This is a genomic window from Verrucomicrobiota bacterium (assembly GCA_034440155.1).
Classification (GTDB): domain Bacteria; phylum Verrucomicrobiota; class Verrucomicrobiia; order JAWXBN01; family JAWXBN01; genus JAWXBN01.
The window spans coordinates 1-18,097 of the sequence record JAWXBN010000053.1 but is presented as its reverse complement, the minus strand read 5'-3'; the positions used below and the strand labels follow the sequence as shown (position 1 = coordinate 18,097).

Genomic DNA, 18,097 nt, shown 5'->3' with positions numbered 1-18,097 from the left:
AATGCTAATCCTCCAAGTCATTCAGGTGGCCCCTCTCAAATCTTGAAAATATACTGTAGGCACAAGGTACGATATAAAGGGTAAGCAAGGTGGAAACAATGACTCCGCCAATTACAGCGAGTGCCATGGGCCTGCGGGCTTCAGCACCATCACCAAGACCAAGGGCTGGAGGGATGGCTGCTCCCACTGTCGCGATAGACGTCATGATAATGGGGCGTAGGCGTATGGGGCAAGCCTTGAGTAGGGAGTCATGTAGGTTTACTCCCTCTTTTCTCATGTGATTGGTAAATTCAATCAGCAGAATCGAGTTTTTCTTCACGATACCAGCGAGGAGTAACAAACCGATCATGCTAAAAAGATTTAATGATTGTCCTGTCATCCAGAGGGTGAGAAAGGCTCCTGTTAAACTGAAAGGAATAGCAAGCATGACGCTCCAAGGATGTACAAAACTATTGAATTGGACAGCCAAAACAAGATATGCGACAGCAAGACCCAATAGAAATACGCCCGTCAGACTTTTAAATGAATCGAGAAAGGCTTGTGATCCACCCTCCAGATGGAATGAATATCCTTCAGGTAGAACTTCTTGGGAAATTCTTTCTGCAGCATCCAACGCCTCGGATTGTGATTTTCCTGTCGCTACATTCCCAAAGACCGAAATTGAGCGTAACCGATTAATCCGAGAAACTGTTTGAATGGTTTTTACCGTTTCGATCTTTGCTACATCTGTTAATCGTACTAATTCCCCGTATGACGTACGAATCATGATGTTTTCTACATCCTCAGGCTTTAATCTTTCTTCCGGAGTGAGCCGTATTCTCACGTCATATCGCCTGCCATCACTTGTGAATTTCCCTTGTCGGATTCCCCCGATGGCAGCATTGATTGTCCTTCCTAAATTGTCCATAGAAACCCCTCGGAGCGAAGCAGCTTCACGGTTGGGAATAATGCGGAGTTCGGTCTGTCCTTCACGATAATCGTCATTTAAGTCGGTAACCAAGCCTGTTGCATTTAGGCGTTCTTCAATGACCTTGAGTTTTTCTTTTAAGACAGTGTAATCGGGGCCTCTGATATTAAAACTGATAGGGAAAGAACTGCCTGCGGTTAATCCCCTTTGCGATAAGTCACTTAATTGGAGCCTGACGAGGTCGCGAATTTTAGTATGTTCATTTTTCACAAGGTCTAACCTTACTTTATCCATCCACGCAATATGTCCCAAAGACCTTTTTGATCTATTTTTCAAAACGATGCCTGCAAAAACTTGATTAGGAGTACCTGTTTGTCCTCCGACCCTCATGAAAAATCGATCGACATTAGGGTCTTTTTCGAGGTAATCGGCGACTTTTTTAGCGATATCTTGTGTGAAAGCAAAAGAGCTCCCCACAGGAGTTTGGAATTGCATGCGGACAATGCCCATATCTTGCATTGGGACAATTTCTTTTTTCACAAAATGGAGGAGGATAAGGGATGATAAAAAAATGGCAACACCGAGAAGAAGGACTTTCCATCTATGGCCGAGGGTCCACTCAAGGCTTGTTTGATATATGTTAGCGAATTTTTGAAATATCCTGATTCCGGCCTTTGCCATCCGGGATTCATGATCGGAGTCAGTCATAAATCGGGAGCATCTCATGGGGGTGAGCGTAATGGCCTCAATCAATGAAAGAAGTATGGTGACACTTATGACTACTCCGAACTGGTAGAAGAACGTCCCTATGACACCCTTCATAAATACAACGGGAATAAAAATGGCAATAACTGCGGCGGTAACTGCAATTGCCGCAAACGTGATTTCATTGGCCCCGTCAAATGCCGCTTGTCTTCTTTTTTTGCCTGATTGAAAGTGTCGGACAATATTCTCAAGCATCATGATCGCATCATCAACAACAATACCGATGGATAGAGCGAGTGCCAAAAGAGTAAACATGTTAAATGTAAAACCGAGAAAATACATAATGATAAATGACCCCATGACCGAAAAGGGGATTGAGAGAATCACATTCACTGCAGATTTGAAAGTCCCCAGGAAAACATAACAGACAATGGTAGTCAGGATAACAGACATAAGCAGTTCATGCTGGGTTTTGTCTATTGATACACGTGTTGGTCCTGTGAAATCGACATTAACCCGGATTGAGAGGTCTGGAGGTAGGGTCTTCTTGAGTTCATTTACTTTCTTTTGTACAGCATCAGCGACTTCAATCTCATTTGTTTTACGCTGTTTTTTGATTCCGAGCGCAATGCCATTACCTTTCATCCCGCTAATGATTGCGCTACCCCTGATATCGTCGAGACCATCTTCGACCCTAGCAATATCACCAAGTCGGATATTGGTGTCGTAAATAGGCTGCCCACCCCTGGTGCTAATAAGAATATCAGCGACTTTTTCGGCAGAAAACTCTTCCCCCATGGTCCGGACATTGATTTCATTGCGGTCGTTTTCCATATAACCACCGGCTAGCTCGCTGTGCTCTTGTTCGACTGCTGTAACAATATCAAGAATGGTGAGTTGGTATTTTTTGAGTTTTTTATTGTCCACCCAAAGGCGCAAATTGCGCCCTACAAAACCGCTTAATTGGATTTCACCCACTCCAGGGACTGTTTGAAGCTGGTCGATAATATTTAAATCTGCATAACGAATGATATCCCTCAATGACCTCTCACCGCCGAAGGCAATCCAGACAATTGGTTGTTCTTCAGGATTATTTTTCCGGATAGTGGGGGGATCTACATTGAGGGGAAGGCGAATTCTTGCGATGGCGGCTTGGGCATCTTGTAAGGCCGCATCCACATTCCTTTTTAAGTCGAATTCCAGCTTGATTGTCGCCTGGCCCTGCTGGATAGTCGATTTGACTTCTTTGAGACCTTCTAGTCCGATGACGCTTTCTTCAATCTTGTCGACCAGCTCGGTCTCTAAAACCTCCGGAGCTGCACCTCCCCATACGACATTCACATCCAGCACGGGAAAATCAACATCCGGTAACATGCTCACACCAATTCTGAAATAACTTATGACGCCGAAAAGGATGACCCCGATAAAAAGTGTCCAGGCAAAAACAGGTCGTTTAATGGCGAGGTCCGAAAGTGTCATTCTTTGATATCTCCCGCAGCCACTTGGAGGGATATGGCATTAACTTTTGTCTGGAGCTCGGTATTGAGGTAGCGGCGTCTCGTTTCATAGAGATTACTTAATGAGACCAGAACATCAAGATTACTGGATCGCCCTAATTCATAATCCCTTTTTTGAACCTCGTAATTTTCTTTTGCAATCTTGAATGCCTTATCCAGCTTGATATATTGATTCACGGAGGAAATAAAATTGTGATAGGAAGTCCTCACTTCCGTTTGTGAGGATCGCAGGACTTGTGAAAGGCTGAGCTGGCTTTCTTTTAGGGCAGCTTTCCCTTCCTTGACACGGTTGATTCTTAAACCTCCATCGAAAAGAGGAACCTCACCAGTAATAACGACATTCCACTCCCTGTCTGTGGTGGGGTCTTGGACTGCATAATAATTTGCTTCAAGGTTTACGGTAGGCAAAAATTCCCCCTTACGGGCACTGAGATCTTTCGTGGCAGCAGTTTGACGTTGAACAGCAGCTTCAATATCTGGGCGAGTACCGCTCTTCCAGAGATAGTCCTCGAGTTTTTCAACTGAGGGAATGGGTTGGCGGTCGATCAGGGAGAATTGGCCGGCAGGAATACCTGTGAGAAAGGCCATTAACTCTTTTGCCGCTACGACAAGGCCCTTGGTTTGTTCAATGAGAACGGCTGAATCGGCAAGCTGACTTTCTGCTTGGAGTAATTCACTCTTTCGGGAACGCCCTATCTCGACGCGTTGAGATAATTCTTTAACTCTCTCTTGAAGGGCTTTTTCAAGTAGGTATTGCAAGTCCAAGTCCTGCTCATAACTAATAATTTGATAAAAAACATCGGCGACATCATAATAGAATGTTTGAAGGGCCCTGCGATAATCAAGATCCACTGCCTTTGTTTGTGCTTTTTGGGCGGCAATCAGTGAGAAGTCTCTGAAACCATGGAAGATCGGCTGGGTGACATTAAAACGGCCTGTAAAGGCATTATTGCGGGGATTATTGGATGTTGCCCCGCCACCGACCGCCACTCCAGCATTTAATGGACTACCTGCCGTCGAACTGCCGGAGGTAAAAGTGTTATTTTGAAGGCGCTCCTCCGCAATGAATTTTAGATTGGGCATGATAGTACTCACCGCCTGCCAATACCGGGCTTCAGCGGCTTTATATTCTTGAAACCGGATTCCGAGGCTTTCACTTCGTTGAACAGATATTTGATAACAACTGGGTAGATCAAGGGCTTTCGGGGTAACTTTTTGAAGTATAGGCGATTTTTTGGATTCTTTATTATTTTTTTCTTGGGCCGTCAAATTCACTGGGCAACTGATGAATACCAGACTGAGTAAAAAAATGAGATGACGGTGAATAATCATATTTTATAATAAATGACTGACTAGTCAGTCAGAATGAGAATAACCCCTTTTTCTTGATTGTCAAAGAACTGATAATGGGAATTTATCTTCAGTTATAGGGAGGCAGTCTGGAATAATGAGGATAATGAGCCTATCCCAATAGAATGGAATTAATTTCTTCAGTCTTGACCGATTGGGCACGTTTTTTATGGTTGAAATCTTATGGATAACAGTAGACAGATGCCCCCCCTAGAAGAAGTCCGCCATTCGTGTTCACACGTGATGGCTACAGCCGTTCTTCGCCTTTTTCCCCAAGCCCTCCTGGATATTGGCCCCCCCACAAGTGATGGATTCTATTATGATTTTGATGTGGAACCACGTTTTACTCCAGAAGACATTGAAAAAATCGAAAAAGAAATGAAGAGGGTAATCAAAGAAAACCAAGTGTTTACCCGTAAGGAAGTTTCCCGTGCCGAGGCAGAGTTATTTTTCAAAGAGAGGAATCAACCATATAAAATTTCCCGCTTGGGAGATATTCCTGTGGATGAAGCCGTGTCTTTTTATCAAAATGGTGAGTTTACAGACCTTTGTGCGGGGACTCATGTGCAATCAACAGCTCAGATAAAAGCTTTTAAGTTATTGTCCATAGCTGGTGCCTACCACCGAGGTGATGAAAAAAACAAACAACTCCAACGGATTTATGGCACGGCATTTTTCAGCCAAGAGGAGCTTGATACATACCTTAAAAACCTGGAATTAGCCAAACAGCGCGATCATCGTAAGCTAGGCAAGGAGATGGAGCTTTTTACTTTTGATACAGATGATGTGGGGCAAGGACTGCCCCTATGGTTGCCCAAGGGTACTGTTTTGATCGAGGAGCTTGAAAGACTAGCAAAAGAAACCGAGTTTGAAGCCGGATACGATCGAGTTCGTACACCGCATATCGCGCGTGAAAACCTCTACCTTAAGAGTGGTCACCTCCCTTATTATCAAGAGTCAATGTTTCCTCCCATGGAATTTGAGGAGGATGAGGGAAGGAAGGTTAAATATTATCTCAAGGCGATGAATTGCCCTCATCACCACAAAATTTTTGCGGCTATACCCCGGAGTTACCGTGATTTGCCTTTGAGGCTGGCGGAATACGGCACTTGTTACCGTTATGAGCAATCGGGTGAGCTCATGGGTTTAATGAGGGTGCGTTCCATGCAGATGAATGATGCACATATTTATTGTACGGAAGAACAATTTGCATCGGAGTTCCGGGCGGTCAATGAAATGTATCTTAAATATTTTAAGATATTTGGAGTTGAGGATTATGTTATGCGCTTTTCAACCCACGACCCCAAACGGTTGGGTGAAAAGTTTGTGAATGAACCGGAGTTATGGAAAAAAACAGAGGACATGGTCCGCCAAGTCCTGATCGATTCAGGGATCAAGTATATCGAAGTGCCCAATGAGGCTGCATTTTATGGTCCCAAAATTGATGTGCAGGTCTGGAGTGCCATTGGTAAGGAATTTACCCTTTCCACAAATCAGGTTGATTTTGCTGTTCCTCGCCGTTTTAACTTGGAATACACGACTCAGGATAATGTGAAGGCGACACCTCTGTGCATCCATCGTGCTCCCTTGGGGACACACGAACGCTTCATTGGGTTCCTGATTGAACATTACGGTGGATCTTTCCCCGCTTGGTTAGCCCCAGAGCAAGTGCGTGTCCTCACGATTTCAGATGAACAGAGGAGTTTCGCTGAAGTCCTCCAAGGCAAATTACGTGCAAAAGGCGTCAGGGTCACAATTGATTTAAAATCCGATAAGATCGGGGGTAAAATCCGCCGTGCGCAAACTGAAAAGGTGACGTATATGTTGGTAGTTGGTGCCAAAGAGGTTGAAGCAAATAGCGTGGCCGTGCGTTCCCGTGCAAAGGGCGATGAAGGATTGGTGGGGGTCGAGGATTTTATTTCCCGGATTCACCATGAGATTTCCTCGCGTGCTCCATTAATTCCCAAGACATCTTGACCGGGAAATCTGAAAAAAAACACTTTTAAGAGGCTGGAAAAGAGGCAGCTTATCGGTTAAGTATTGTTTATGAAAACTTTTTTCATCATTTCATTAGCGGTTTTCCATTTTAGTTTTGGTAATGGAATGGCCGCTGAGGCGGAGGATGGTCATGGAGATGTTTCGGGACCCGATGCTGTCCATTTTGACGCATCTCAAGGTGGGGATATGATTAAACAGCCCGGAGTGTCTGCTATGGTTGAAGGGACGGTCCTTGAAGTGTCTGAGGGTAAATCCGGTAAAGCTACTTTTATAAATTTTTTCCCTTATAATCCGTCTATTAAGAATTTTCATGTTGTTGTCTTTGAAAAAACGATCCAACAGGATCCGGTGACTTGGAGTGGGTTCTTGAAGAGTTTATCCGGACAGAAAGTCAGGGTATCAGGAACAATAAAAGAATATAAGGGACAGCCGGAAATTGAAGTGGAATTAATGGAGCAAATAGAGGTTGTTGCAGAGGGAACCTCTGATATGCCTTCCCAGTAAAATATTGATTACCAAGCCTCAGATATTTGAGATACGATATCATTGGCAAGACTTTCCGCGGCCAAAGGTATTGCCTGACGTTGGGAAGCGATCAAATCATTACTGACAAAGAATGTTGTTATCCCTTGGGCAGAGAATGAGTTTAACATTTTGCCGCTTTTGCTTTTGAGCTCATACGTAGCCCTGATAGTTAGCTGGTATTCTTGTGTTACCAAGGAATTACTCGTGGCAAAACGCAACGGAGTCCGGTCTATTTCATTGATCGTAATAGATAATGTGGCATCTGCCTGGGCTTGCCCGGTAATTTCAAAGGTACCATCATTATTAAACCGATTAATGATCGTATCCGTAATCAATGACTGAACATTTGGCTCAAAGGTTTTATTGATGACTGTCGGGACATCAATCTTTTTCACATCGGCATAGGCGGACCTGACAGTCGGGCCTACCCTGTATCCACAACCAGAGACAACCAAAAGGCAGAGTGTCAGAAAAAGTAATCGCATAGCAGTTCTATTGTTCAGGGAGATTGGCAGGTGTGGGGGGGCCGTTGGCGTTTGATGGCAGAGGATTGATCGGTGCTGGTGCTTGGGAGGGGGAGGTATTCGGTGTTGATTGGTCAGGAAGGGGTGAATTATCCGGACTAGGTAAGGATTGATTGTCTGGCTGGGGGAGGGCAGATTGTGAATCCGCCTGTGAACCATGATGTTCTGACAGGCCGAGTGCGTCTTGAACTGCATTTTTCTGTGCTTGTGTCTCAGTATCCGTGGGGAGGTCGCCGACAGGTAATGCTAGGGGGTTATTGATTTCCTCGAGGTTTACTTTGTTCTTCCCGAGCTTCTTATTTAATTCGTCTATCCTTTTGGATGCTAAACGTGCATTTTCGGAATCGGGGTTTTCTTGAATGACTTCGTTATAATAAATGATGGCTGCACGCATATCGCCTGCTTTATCATAAAATTTCGCAATATTCATTGAACCCTGGTTTTGATTGCCTTTAAGTTTGGTAATGTTTTGTTCGGCTTGGGCGACTTTTTCATTATTAGGATAGCGGGTCATGAAATCTTCAAATGCTTCAATGGCTTTTGTTGCGGCGCTTTGATCATATTCAGGAGTGGAACTCGCACCCATCCAAGCATAACCAATCTGGTATTGTGCTAATGCAGCTATGTCAAGATTAGGATATTTATTAATAACTTTTTGGTATGCTTTTACAGCCTCGGCATATTTTTTCTGTTTTTCCAAGGCGACTCCGATTTTGAACTGTGCTTCCGGAGCCCAGCGGCTATAGGGCGCTGATTTGACGATTTGCTCGAAATACTGGACCGTCTTTTGCATTGAAGGTAGCGTGGGTATTTTCCAGAGGCGCTCCCTTTCACCAGCAAGATAAAGGTTGCCTATTTGAAACTGGCGCTCTAAGGCTTTGTCATAATATTCACTATTCGGATATCTTTCGACAATCACCTGATAAGTTTTGAAGGCGCGGGTAAAATCATTTTCGATCTCAACCATTCGGCCCCACCCGTAATAGAGTTCAGCTGCAGAAAAAGAGTTTGGGTATTTGCGGGCTCCGGTCCGGTAGGCTTTGAGGGCTTCCCCATATTTTTTCTGTAACTCCAGTTTTTTTGCTAATTCCAATGTATCACGAGCACTCCCAGCATCTAATGCCCCTTCGGATTCAAATCCTCCGTCGGGGGTCCATGTAATAGCAGCAGGGCATTTGTCTGCGAGGACAAATGCTATTAGGCAAAATAAAAGGTATGTCTTTAACCGTGAAAACATCGGACAAGACTATGTAACAATTCTTTTGGAGTCAAGTTGTCCTGTTCATAAGCTGAATTTTGAGTTTTTTCGTGGAGTTCGCTTGATTCGCCCTGTTGCGCTGTTTATTGTCCACAGCCATGTCTAGAAAGCCAGTTGTACTTATTATTCGTGATGGTTGGGGGATTAGCCCCACCGGACTCAAAGGCGCTAATGATGAGGGAAATGCCCCTCTTTTGGCAAGAACCCCTGTTCATGACCGGATTTACCAGAATTATCCAGGATCGATGTTGAGTGCCAGCGGGGAGGATGTCGGATTACCCGCCGGACAAATGGGTAATAGCGAGGTCGGACACCTGAATTTAGGAGCAGGACGCATTGTTTATCAGGATCTTACCCGTATTGATAAGGATATTAGGGAGGAATCATTTGAAAATAATCCAAAACTCCAGGAAATGCTTGAATTGGTTAAATCATCAGAGAAAACACTCCATTTAATGGGCCTAGTCTCTGATGGGGGGGTTCATAGCCAGATCACTCATATTTACGCACTTTTAAAAGCAGCGAAGAATGCAGGATTAACTTCAGTGTTACTTCACGTCTTTACGGATGGACGTGATACATCTCCGAGAGGAGGCGTATCTTATATTTCAAATTTACAGGCAAAAATTAAAGAAATCGGTGTGGGGCAGATCGCTACCGTCGTGGGTCGATATTACGCCATGGATCGTGATAAACGTTGGGAACGTGTCCAAAAAGCTTATGAATGTATTGTAGAAGGCAAAGGTGAGCCGACCAACGATCCCGTTCAGGCCCTCAAGGATTCATATGCCAAAGAAATCAGTGATGAATTTATTTTGCCGATCGTAGTGATTCAAGACCGGAAACCCCTCATTGAAGATGGGGATACAGTCCTGTTCTTTAATTTCCGCTCTGACCGTGGCCGCCAGATGACACAGGCGTTGATGTTTGATGATTTTAAAGGGTTTGACCGGTCCTATCGTCCTAAGGTTAATTATTTTACGATGACCCAATACGATGAGACATATCCTTTCCCAAACCTCTATGCCCCGAGTTCCATGAATAATATCTTTGGCCAAGTCGTTAGTGATGCAGGATTGAGCCAAGTCCGCGTTGCGGAAACCGAAAAATATCCCCATGTTACATTCTTTTTTAATGGAGGATTGGAGAAACCTTTTGAGAAGGAGGAACGCATTTTGGTTTCATCGCCGAAAGTCGCGACTTATGACCTGCAACCTGAAATGAGCGCTTATGAAGTCACTGACCAGCTGTTGAGCAAATTGCGCTTCAAGGCGACAGCCCCTGATGTTGTGATACTGAATTTTGCTAATCCTGACATGGTTGGCCACACGGGTTTGCTCAAAGCGGCAATCAAAGCTGTCGAAACGGTGGATGAATGCGTGGGTAAAATAGTGGATCGGGTCTTGAGTCTAAGGGGACAACTCCTGATTTTGGCTGATCATGGTAATTGTGAGAAGATGATGAATCCTGATAAATCACCCCATACTGCACATACGACTAATCTTGTTCATGTTGTTTATATATCTAAGGATGCGCAGAATTATACGGTGGCAAATGGTATCCTCGCTGATGTCGCACCCACACTCTTGGCCATGCTGGAAGTTCCTCAACCCCCAGAAATGACTGGTCATAATCTAGTTCACCATAAATAATGGTCTGTTAGGGTTTTCCCCGGAATATCGAGCGTTGTTGAAGGCGGTATTGCCGGGGGCTTAGATGGTAAGTTTTGCGGAAAACCTGATAAAAATGGCCGAGGTTCTGGAACCCTGCATCCAGAGCAATTTGCGCGATTTTGTCATCGGTCGATGCAAGTGCATTGGAGCAGAATCTCATACGCACTTGATTGATGATATCAGTCGGAGTCGCCCCCCGCAATTTACGCAGGGTTCGAGCGACATGTTCTGGGCTCCTTCCCGCCAATTTAACTAATGCATGAGTGCCTTCTTGGAAGGCCTTGTTATGTTCGATCCTCTGGCAGGCATATTTTAGCCATTCCGGTAAGTCATTATACTCTGATGATGTGTCTTGGGGGATTAATAAAGACAATAACCCCAATAAAAAACCTTCTGTTCTGAATAACTGCTGGGGGCCTTCCCCAAGGAATTGGGAGTTTCGTGATAGTTCAAGCAATTTGCTTTGATCCAAGTCAAAAGAATAAGGAAGGGATCCCTTGTGATCAAAATAGGGGAGGGATTCCTTGTAGCGACCAATAAAGTATTTTTTGGTCTCTTCCGGAAAGGCTATATTGGCAACGATTAGACGGGAGCCGGTTTTACTATTGAACCCGTGGACATCGGAAGGACGGATAAAGCAGAGTGAGCCGGATTGCAGTTCAATCTTCTGATGATTGATATGATGCCAGCCTTCCCCCTTTTCAATCCATAAGACCTCATAGAAATCATGGGTATGTAGGTCATGGTTATTCTCGTAATTCATGATTGTCCGTGCAAAATGCCCCTGTTTTTCAGCAGTCGTGTAATCCTGGAGGAGGAGTTTTGGGATTGATTTTGCCATAATATCAATAAAACGTAATAAAAAGCTCTTATAATGCAAGATTATATCAAATAAGTGTGCTTTATTTGAAACATGCAAACATCCCTAAACCGACTCTCGACAGAGCAAATTGCCCAATATAAAAAAGAAGGATATATCATTTATCATGAGCCTATCTTTCCTGAGTCAAAATTCAATGCCCTCAAAGAACATTTTGAAACAGAATTAAAAAATCTGCCTGAAGGTTTCCGCCCTGAGGCCATGGACGTTCCTCACTTCCTGGACACTAAACTTTTCGAGTGGCTTTTTGCCGATGAGGTCCTCGATCTCGTTGAGCAATTGATCGGGCCCGACATTTGCCTTTGGTCGAGTCATTTTATCTGCAAACCGCAAGGTGATGGGAAGAGGGTTCCTTTTCATGAAGATAGTTCTTATTGGGGTAAGATTATTTCACCGATGGAGGTGGTTACTGTTTGGCTCGCGATAGACGAGTCCAGTCCAGAAAATGGGTGTATGTACCTTGTGCCCGGTTCCCATAATAACGGGTTTTCGACTTATGAGGATGTTCCTGACAAGGAAACATCAGTATTCCCAAATGAAATTGTCAAACCACAACGATTTGAAGAAAAGGCCATTCCTTGTATCCTTAAACCTAATCAAGCCAGTTTGCACCATGCCAAGATTATTCACGGTGGCCCTGCCAATAAAAGCCAGAAACGTCGTTGCGGATATACCATGCGTTATATGAGTGCCGCTTGTAAGTTCGATAGTGATAAATATTCAAACCATAAGATTTATCTAGCTCGTGGCCGTAACCTTGCCAATAACCTGTTAGGTGATCCCACAAAATCCTATTCAGACATCGCTCATTGGCGGCAGACGAATTCACGGGGTGGCCATTAACACTAGACATTTTTAAAATTTACCTATTCCCCTGACGACCCTCGAAATCCAAGAGGAATAATGATATGACATCCAAAGAAAGAATGCTCCGGGCACTGAACCGTGAGAAACCTGATCGCGTACCGGCCACGGCACACCAGTGGCAGGGTTTTCACCTGAAGAAATACCTGAATGGAATGACTGACTTAGAGGCGTTCAAGAAATTCAGTTTGGACGCGGCCATTTCTGTGTTTTTTCCTCATTTTAGTGAAGATTCTGAATGGATCGAGACGATTGAAGAGATGGATTCTCCAGAGGATGAGCGGCGTTATAGACACACCGTCATAACCCCTGAGGGTAAGCTTGAGAAGCTGATGGGGTCAAATGATTATACATGCTGGAATATCACCCATTTCATTAAAAAACATGAGGATATCGAACTCCTCAGGAAGTATCTGAAACCTCCAATACTCGACCACCAGAATATATCTGAAGCTTACGATCAAGTGGGAGATGATGGGATCGTGAGGGGGTTCATCTTTGGGGATCAAGGCGGGTGTTGGCAACAGGCAACTTGTATGATGGGCACCCAAGAGATGATTTACGAATGTGCTGACAACCCTGAATGGGTTCACGAGTTCCTCAGGATTCTTTGTGATAAGAAATTAGAATTCATCCATAATGAACTCAAAGGGGCCAAGTTCGATTTGATTGAGACCGGGGGTGGTGCGGCGAGCTCTACCGTTATTTCCCCAAAGTTCTTCAAAGAGTTTTGCATCCCTTATGATACCGAGCTCCATGATGCACTCCATGAGGTGGGGCACAAGGTGGTGTACCATACTTGTGGGGGGATGATGCCGATTCTGGATATGGTGGTTGAAAATCATTGTGATGCCTCCGAGACATTGACCCCTCCATCCATGGGTGGAGATGCCCGTCCCCGGGAGTTAAAGGCGAAAATAGGGGATAAGGTTTGTTTGATCGGGGGACTGGACCAGAATTCTGTTTTAGAGCGCTCAGGAAGAAAAGAAATCTTTGATCACGTCAAAGAGACTTTTGCGGCTTATGGTCCTAATGGTGGTTATATGATGAGTCCGAGTGACCATTTCTTTCATATGTCCACGGAAAACTTGCAGGCTTATTCTGATGCAGCTAAGGAATGCGTCTATTAAATCCGAGATTTGATAGAGGGATAAAAGTCACTCTTTTATCTCTTCATCAACCCATGAATTTCCCCCACTAGGCAGGCATTCACAGCTTAGGCTGAAAAAACCAGTACGGTATTTCCAGAAATAATCCCAGAGTTTCTCTCTGTCGGTCTTGGGTATGTCCATCTGTGCAATTTGCTCTCGAGGAATAAATGCAAATCGACCCTCATCATGGGGAGGTGGTAACCTGTCTAGGCGCGGTTTGACTTCAAACATAAACATAAGCCAGTGGCTTTTTGCCTCATAAGCTTTTTCGGCTACGATTCCGGCCAACCTCAAATCTGTGACATTGAGGTTTATCCCGATTTCCTCATGTGCCTCGCGGACGGCACATTGATAGGGAGATTCACCCTCTGAGATTTTGACTTTTCCACCCGGAGGACTCCAGAGCCCTTGATTTGGCGGGCGGGTTCTTTCGAGTAAGAGAACCTCATCTTGCTGATTAAAAACGTAAAGCAAGGTCGTGATTTTATGGGGAAGGTCAGGGGAGGGGATCATTGCCGGAGGTTTTTTTTGACGGTTGATTTTACCTTCGAAAGGGTTTCGCGGAATTCATTGTTGGCATATTCGAGCATGCCCTTCAGGGATTCTGTAGAGAAGGAGGATGCCCCAAAGCTCTCAATGGTGGAGCGTTCCTGATTGTCGTCTGTCACGACGAAAATTTTTTCAGGATGGGCAAATGAAGCGACAAGCTGCTCAATGACCGCATCAGCAGACTGGTTCTGCCTTGAATAAATAATGTGCAGATCACCGGGCAATTTGTTTATCTCTGGTTTTGATGGACTCTGTCCGTCAAAGACGATGGTGACCCGGTATTCGCTAAAGTCATGAAGGGGGATGAGCCTCCTGATTAATTCATCCTGTGCTTTACGCAAATTGCCCAAGTGCAATTTGCGTAGGTCTTCCCAAGCGTAGATTACGCTATAGGCGTCTATTATCAGGTGATAAAGATGATGGCTCACTGATTTGAGGCTGTTGCCTGTAGCGAGCCCTTGTTTAACGCCTTAAACTCACCACTATTTACCCGACAGGAAGTAGTCCTGTGAAAAGGAGGTTATGCTTTAGCGGCTACTTTACCGGGCTGCTTAGCGATTTTATTTTTACGTTTTAAATACGCCTTACGACGTGCCTGCTTGATTTTTTTATTTAATTGCTGTCCCATATATTTAGAGAAAAGAATAGAGCGGAATTTTAGATGACTCACAAGCTTAAAATCTCAAATATTGAAATTTAAGTATTTTTATTTGTTGCCTAAGGATTTTATGGGCTATTAAATGTGGACATAGAACTATGGATAATCCGGCACCCAGACAACCAGGCGTAATACTTTTCGACCGGTACCAGATTGTTCGCATGTTAGGACAAGGAGGAAGGGGTGAGGTGTACCTTTGTTATGATACTAAGCTCCATAATAGTCCGGTGGCATTAAAGCTTCTCCCTTTCGACAATCTCTGGGATGAGAATGCTATTTTGGACATGCAGACGGAGTTCCTGAGCGCCAAAAAGCTCAGTCACAGGAATATTGTCCGCCTAAATCACTTTGATATTTCTGAATCGGGAGCGGTGATTGAAATGGAGTTTATTGAAGGCATTTCAATGCACGAACGCATTTATTCGGTGGGCAAACTGGGTGAACGTGAGGTTAAACATATTATCGTTCAGCTCTGTGATGCCCTTGATTATGCCCATGCGGAAGGGGTTATTCACCGCGATATCAAGCCTGCTAATGTCCTTTTGGCCTCGGATCCTAATAATATGACGGCTCTGCAGAATCTTAAACACCACCCAAATTATGTCAGGCCGGACCAATATTCAATAAAGCTTGTGGATTTCGGTATTTCAAGGGGAGCATCCGTTCTCGACCGCCTGAATCAAAACCGTTGTTTTAGCGGGACACTACAATACATGAGTCCGGAACATTGCATGGGGGAAAAAACGGATGTACGCAGTGATATCTATTCAGTGGGTTGTATGATGTATGAGGCAGTGACGGGTTCTGCGATCTTTTCAGGTGATGATGTGGCAGAAAAACAGGTCAATCAGGAGCCTAATCCCCCTCGGAAAGTGAATAATGCCCAGATTGGCCGTGAGTTTGAAACGGTTATATTAAAGGCACTCTCGAAAAATCCGAAGTTGCGTTTCCAGTCTGCTAAAGAAATGAAAGAGGGTATTGAATCCAATCAAGCATTGATTTTAGGAACCTATCATACAGAGTTTGAAAGATCCGTGCGTAAAATTAAAAAAGAAGCGCGCGCCCGGAAGGTCAAAAATGAGGTTTCAGAAGCCACAGGTTCGGTATTGGGGATGTTGACAAAAATAGTCATTTTACTGGCTGTGCTCGGAGGAATAGCGGCTTTGGGGTACGCTGGCTATTACTGGGTTAAAGTGCGGCCGGAAAAAACTGCTCAAGCGGTTAAGGACAAAGTCGATAATCTCCGTGTCGAGATAGCGAAATCCCAAAAGCAGGATCCTGCCCGGGCAAATGAGCTCACCCGCAAGGTGACGACCCTTTTACTGCAACAGGCTATCGAAGTCGAACAACCCCTGATTCCTAATCCTTTTAAAAAAGAGGATGGAGATGTGAAAAAACGTTTTATCAGGGTTATGGCCACTCCTACTGATGCCCAGATTGGCATCGTCGAAACAAAGAAGATAGGTGATTCGAATACCCGCCTTGGCCCCTTCAATGCTGATTTTTTGAGGATCATCGTCATGCGGGATGGGTATGAAACCAAAGATATGAGGATTGATCTATCTGCCTTGAGCCAAGGGTCGGAAAGAACTGTAAATCTTGGATTGGAGCCATTACATAAAATCCAATCTGACTCGCAGCACTCATCACAAAATCCTCCTGCTCCTAAACCAGTCTCTCCGACCCCGACCCCCGCCGCGCCCGTTCAGCCAGTGATTACAAATCCCGTTACTCCCCAAAATCAAACATCCCCTCTGCCATCTCCCCCACCGAGTGAACCCGCTCCACAACCACAGCCACAACCTCCCGTTAATCAATCTCCCGATCAACAACCACCTCAAGATGTTCCTCCACCGGCTCCAGTCGAACCCACTACACCACCACCAGAGAGTTTACCCACGGATAGTCCTGCAGTCGCACCAACGTTATGAAGATCGGGTTAATTTCAGATACCCATGACCGGATGGATCAGCGGATTCATGAGATTTTCCAGAGAGTAGATCATATTATCCATGCAGGGGATGTTTGTGACTCGGACATTATTGAGGAACTAGGAGTTATTGCTCCTACGACGGTTGTTTTAGGAAATAATGATGATTATTTGAAGGCACCACAATATTCTGTACCGGTTTTTTGCGGGATTCGCTTTTTGGTGATCCACATTCTTGATTCTCATTTAGCTAAAATCCAGATTGCTGAGTCAAAACCGGATATTGTTATCTATGGTCATACACATGTTCCCAGAGACGAAAAAGTTAACGGGATCAGGTTTATAAACCCCGGGAGTGTCTTTCGGGGCCGGCAAGGGGCATTGAGAAGTGTCGCCGTTCTTGAGCTGGGCAAAACAATCCAAAATCTGGAGTTTTTTACCCTTTAAATATTTTTTTGTTTTTCTCGTTGCATCTTTTCATGAAATTCATTTATTATTACAAACTCTTTTTAACTGCCCAATAGCTCAATGGTAGAGCAGCGCACTGTTAATGCGCTTGTTGTAGGTTCGAGCCCTACTTGGGCAGCCATTTTCTTTAAGTGGACAGACCGTTACTCACACGGTCAGACATTAATAATAATCAATGAAATCAAGCCTATTACGCATGTTTTTGTTCTTCGTTGACGAATATCCCAAGTGGACACTCATTAACTCGAAAAGCCCCAATTTAACCCTCGCGGACTGAATTTACTATACAGATTACTATACAGTCAGTCGGCTGCTTATTAGACAATAAAACCATTGAAATCACCCCGTTTAGGAATGTTTTTGAGTCAGGATATGCTCTCTGGACCTGCTGTCAACGGATGATACATACCATTTTCCTTTTTAGGTTTAGTGTGGTAGGGGGGGGGAAGGGACACTCGCAAGAAAAGCTCTCCACCATCCTGATGGACTTGGCAAACCCCTTTTAATGCCTATCGAATACCATCCTAGTGGCAGTGGAAGGGGCCATGAAGACGACCATCCTTATTTGCACTTTGCATTTATTCGCCCCCTGAAAAGCGTCATCTCATGTGGCTAAATATACTGACGACCCCCGCCTGACGAGAAAATGAGTAATTTTCCATGCTTTTCAGATTAAATCGACACTCTCACCGGCTTTTTAGGCCATCAAGGTAAAAGGGCAGAAGATTAAGATGTTAATTATCAGTAAACTAATCAGTGCACAAAACGTCAACCATAAATTATTATTTACACCACGGGGGTCAATAATTTTTATTGTATCATATAAAAAAGGATTGACCATATCGGTAATACGTCATAAATTGCTATTAATTAATCGAATATATATATAGGAATTATTGAGGTGAAAATACCCTCAAATTCAGATATCAGATCGTCACAATACGGTCACAATCATAAATGAACATATTACCCTCTAAAAAGTTTCTGATTTCTTCAGTGACAGCAATATTGCTGTGTGCTGGAGGTCTTGCTTATTCACAGACATGGGATAATGATGCAGGTACATCCCTGTGGAATACGGGGACAAACTGGTCGGGCAATGCGGTTCCTTCCTCAGGAGCCAATGTTACATTTAGTAGT

The 18,097-nt window shown here is 44.3% G+C and carries 14 protein-coding genes and 1 tRNA gene; 8 read left to right on the top strand and 7 right to left on the bottom strand.

Annotated features, from left to right (window positions below; translation table 11 throughout):
- Positions 1-4: 4 nt before the first annotated feature.
- Positions 5-3,091, bottom strand: coding sequence for an efflux RND transporter permease subunit (locus SGI98_05465; GenBank protein ID MDZ4742851.1), 3,087 nt, complete (start codon positions 3,089-3,091; stop codon positions 5-7).
- The gene (locus SGI98_05460) at positions 3,088-4,461 is read right to left on the bottom strand and encodes a TolC family protein (protein ID MDZ4742850.1); all 1,374 of its coding nucleotides are present in this window, start codon (positions 4,459-4,461) and stop codon (positions 3,088-3,090) included. Before SGI98_05460 ends, SGI98_05465 begins: the two co-directional genes overlap by 4 nt.
- A 201-nt stretch (positions 4,462-4,662) precedes the next feature.
- On the opposite strand from SGI98_05460, the gene thrS reads away from it, so the two are divergent.
- Positions 4,663-6,456 carry a threonine--tRNA ligase gene (gene thrS, locus SGI98_05455; protein ID MDZ4742849.1) on the top strand — a complete coding sequence of 598 codons (1,794 nt, stop codon included), beginning with the start codon at positions 4,663-4,665 and terminating at the stop codon, positions 6,454-6,456.
- Positions 6,457-6,525: 69 nt separating this feature from the next.
- The gene (locus tag SGI98_05450) at positions 6,526-6,981 is read left to right on the top strand and encodes a hypothetical protein (protein MDZ4742848.1); all 456 of its coding nucleotides are present in this window, start codon (positions 6,526-6,528) and stop codon (positions 6,979-6,981) included.
- Between the two features lie 8 nt (positions 6,982-6,989).
- Here the strand turns inward: SGI98_05450 and SGI98_05445 are convergent, their stop codons facing one another.
- On the bottom strand, positions 6,990-7,487 hold the full coding sequence (locus SGI98_05445) for an LptE family protein (protein MDZ4742847.1): 498 nt from the start codon (positions 7,485-7,487) through the stop codon (positions 6,990-6,992).
- A gap of 7 nt (positions 7,488-7,494) precedes the next feature.
- On the bottom strand, positions 7,495-8,763 hold the full coding sequence (bamD, locus tag SGI98_05440) for an outer membrane protein assembly factor BamD (GenBank protein MDZ4742846.1): 1,269 nt from the start codon (positions 8,761-8,763) through the stop codon (positions 7,495-7,497).
- Positions 8,764-8,882: 119 nt separating this feature from the next.
- Between bamD and gpmI the strand changes: the two genes are divergently transcribed.
- Positions 8,883-10,436 (top strand): 2,3-bisphosphoglycerate-independent phosphoglycerate mutase, encoded by a 1,554-nt coding sequence (gene gpmI / locus SGI98_05435; GenBank protein MDZ4742845.1) that lies wholly within the window; start codon positions 8,883-8,885, stop codon positions 10,434-10,436.
- 7 nt (positions 10,437-10,443) lie between these two features.
- On the opposite strand, the gene SGI98_05430 is transcribed toward gpmI, so the two are convergent.
- On the bottom strand, positions 10,444-11,298 hold the full coding sequence (locus SGI98_05430; GenBank protein ID MDZ4742844.1) for an AraC family transcriptional regulator: 855 nt from the start codon (positions 11,296-11,298) through the stop codon (positions 10,444-10,446).
- Positions 11,299-11,370: 72 nt separating this feature from the next.
- On the opposite strand from SGI98_05430, the gene SGI98_05425 reads away from it, so the two are divergent.
- Both SGI98_05425 and SGI98_05420 read left to right on the top strand, forming a co-directional pair.
- Positions 11,371-12,180: a phytanoyl-CoA dioxygenase family protein gene (locus tag SGI98_05425; protein ID MDZ4742843.1), complete on the top strand. Its 810-nt coding sequence runs from the start codon at positions 11,371-11,373 to the stop codon at positions 12,178-12,180.
- Between the two features lie 65 nt (positions 12,181-12,245).
- Positions 12,246-13,331 (top strand): uroporphyrinogen decarboxylase family protein, encoded by a 1,086-nt coding sequence (locus SGI98_05420; GenBank protein MDZ4742842.1) that lies wholly within the window; start codon positions 12,246-12,248, stop codon positions 13,329-13,331.
- Between the two features lie 27 nt (positions 13,332-13,358).
- Here SGI98_05420 and SGI98_05415 read toward each other — a convergent pair whose 3' ends face one another.
- Both SGI98_05415 and SGI98_05410 read right to left on the bottom strand, forming a co-directional pair.
- Positions 13,359-13,865, bottom strand: a complete 507-nt coding sequence (locus tag SGI98_05415; protein ID MDZ4742841.1) for an NUDIX domain-containing protein — start codon at positions 13,863-13,865, stop codon at positions 13,359-13,361.
- On the bottom strand, positions 13,862-14,329 hold the full coding sequence (locus SGI98_05410; GenBank protein MDZ4742840.1) for an NYN domain-containing protein: 468 nt from the start codon (positions 14,327-14,329) through the stop codon (positions 13,862-13,864). Before SGI98_05410 ends, SGI98_05415 begins: the two co-directional genes overlap by 4 nt.
- A 328-nt stretch (positions 14,330-14,657) precedes the next feature.
- Here SGI98_05410 and SGI98_05405 point away from each other — a divergent pair, with 328 nt between their 5' ends.
- The 3 genes from SGI98_05405 (at position 14,658) to SGI98_05395 (ending at position 17,078) form a co-directional block, all read left to right on the top strand.
- Positions 14,658-16,490 carry a serine/threonine-protein kinase gene (locus tag SGI98_05405; protein MDZ4742839.1) on the top strand — a complete coding sequence of 611 codons (1,833 nt, stop codon included), beginning with the start codon at positions 14,658-14,660 and terminating at the stop codon, positions 16,488-16,490.
- Positions 16,487-16,936 (top strand): metallophosphoesterase family protein, encoded by a 450-nt coding sequence (locus SGI98_05400; GenBank protein ID MDZ4742838.1) that lies wholly within the window; start codon positions 16,487-16,489, stop codon positions 16,934-16,936. Before SGI98_05405 ends, SGI98_05400 begins: the two co-directional genes overlap by 4 nt.
- A gap of 67 nt (positions 16,937-17,003) precedes the next feature.
- Positions 17,004-17,078 (top strand) — tRNA-Asn (locus SGI98_05395).
- Positions 17,079-18,097: the final 1,019 nt, after the last annotated feature.

Coding starts and splice junctions, on each gene's coding strand:
- SGI98_05460 (MDZ4742850.1), bottom strand. CDS start 4,461: ATGATTATTCACCGTCATCTCATTTTTTTACTCAGTCTGGTATTCATC.
- SGI98_05400 (MDZ4742838.1), top strand. CDS start 16,487: ATGAAGATCGGGTTAATTTCAGATACCCATGACCGGATGGATCAGCGG.
- SGI98_05450 (MDZ4742848.1), top strand. CDS start 6,526: ATGAAAACTTTTTTCATCATTTCATTAGCGGTTTTCCATTTTAGTTTT.
- bamD (MDZ4742846.1), bottom strand. CDS start 8,763: ATGTTTTCACGGTTAAAGACATACCTTTTATTTTGCCTAATAGCATTT.
- SGI98_05420 (MDZ4742842.1), top strand. CDS start 12,246: ATGACATCCAAAGAAAGAATGCTCCGGGCACTGAACCGTGAGAAACCT.
- SGI98_05405 (MDZ4742839.1), top strand. CDS start 14,658: ATGGATAATCCGGCACCCAGACAACCAGGCGTAATACTTTTCGACCGG.
- thrS (MDZ4742849.1), top strand. CDS start 4,663: ATGGATAACAGTAGACAGATGCCCCCCCTAGAAGAAGTCCGCCATTCG.
- SGI98_05425 (MDZ4742843.1), top strand. CDS start 11,371: ATGCAAACATCCCTAAACCGACTCTCGACAGAGCAAATTGCCCAATAT.
- SGI98_05465 (MDZ4742851.1), bottom strand. CDS start 3,091: ATGACACTTTCGGACCTCGCCATTAAACGACCTGTTTTTGCCTGGACA.
- SGI98_05445 (MDZ4742847.1), bottom strand. CDS start 7,487: ATGCGATTACTTTTTCTGACACTCTGCCTTTTGGTTGTCTCTGGTTGT.
- SGI98_05430 (MDZ4742844.1), bottom strand. CDS start 11,298: ATGGCAAAATCAATCCCAAAACTCCTCCTCCAGGATTACACGACTGCT.
- SGI98_05415 (MDZ4742841.1), bottom strand. CDS start 13,865: ATGATCCCCTCCCCTGACCTTCCCCATAAAATCACGACCTTGCTTTAC.
- gpmI (MDZ4742845.1), top strand. CDS start 8,883: ATGTCTAGAAAGCCAGTTGTACTTATTATTCGTGATGGTTGGGGGATT.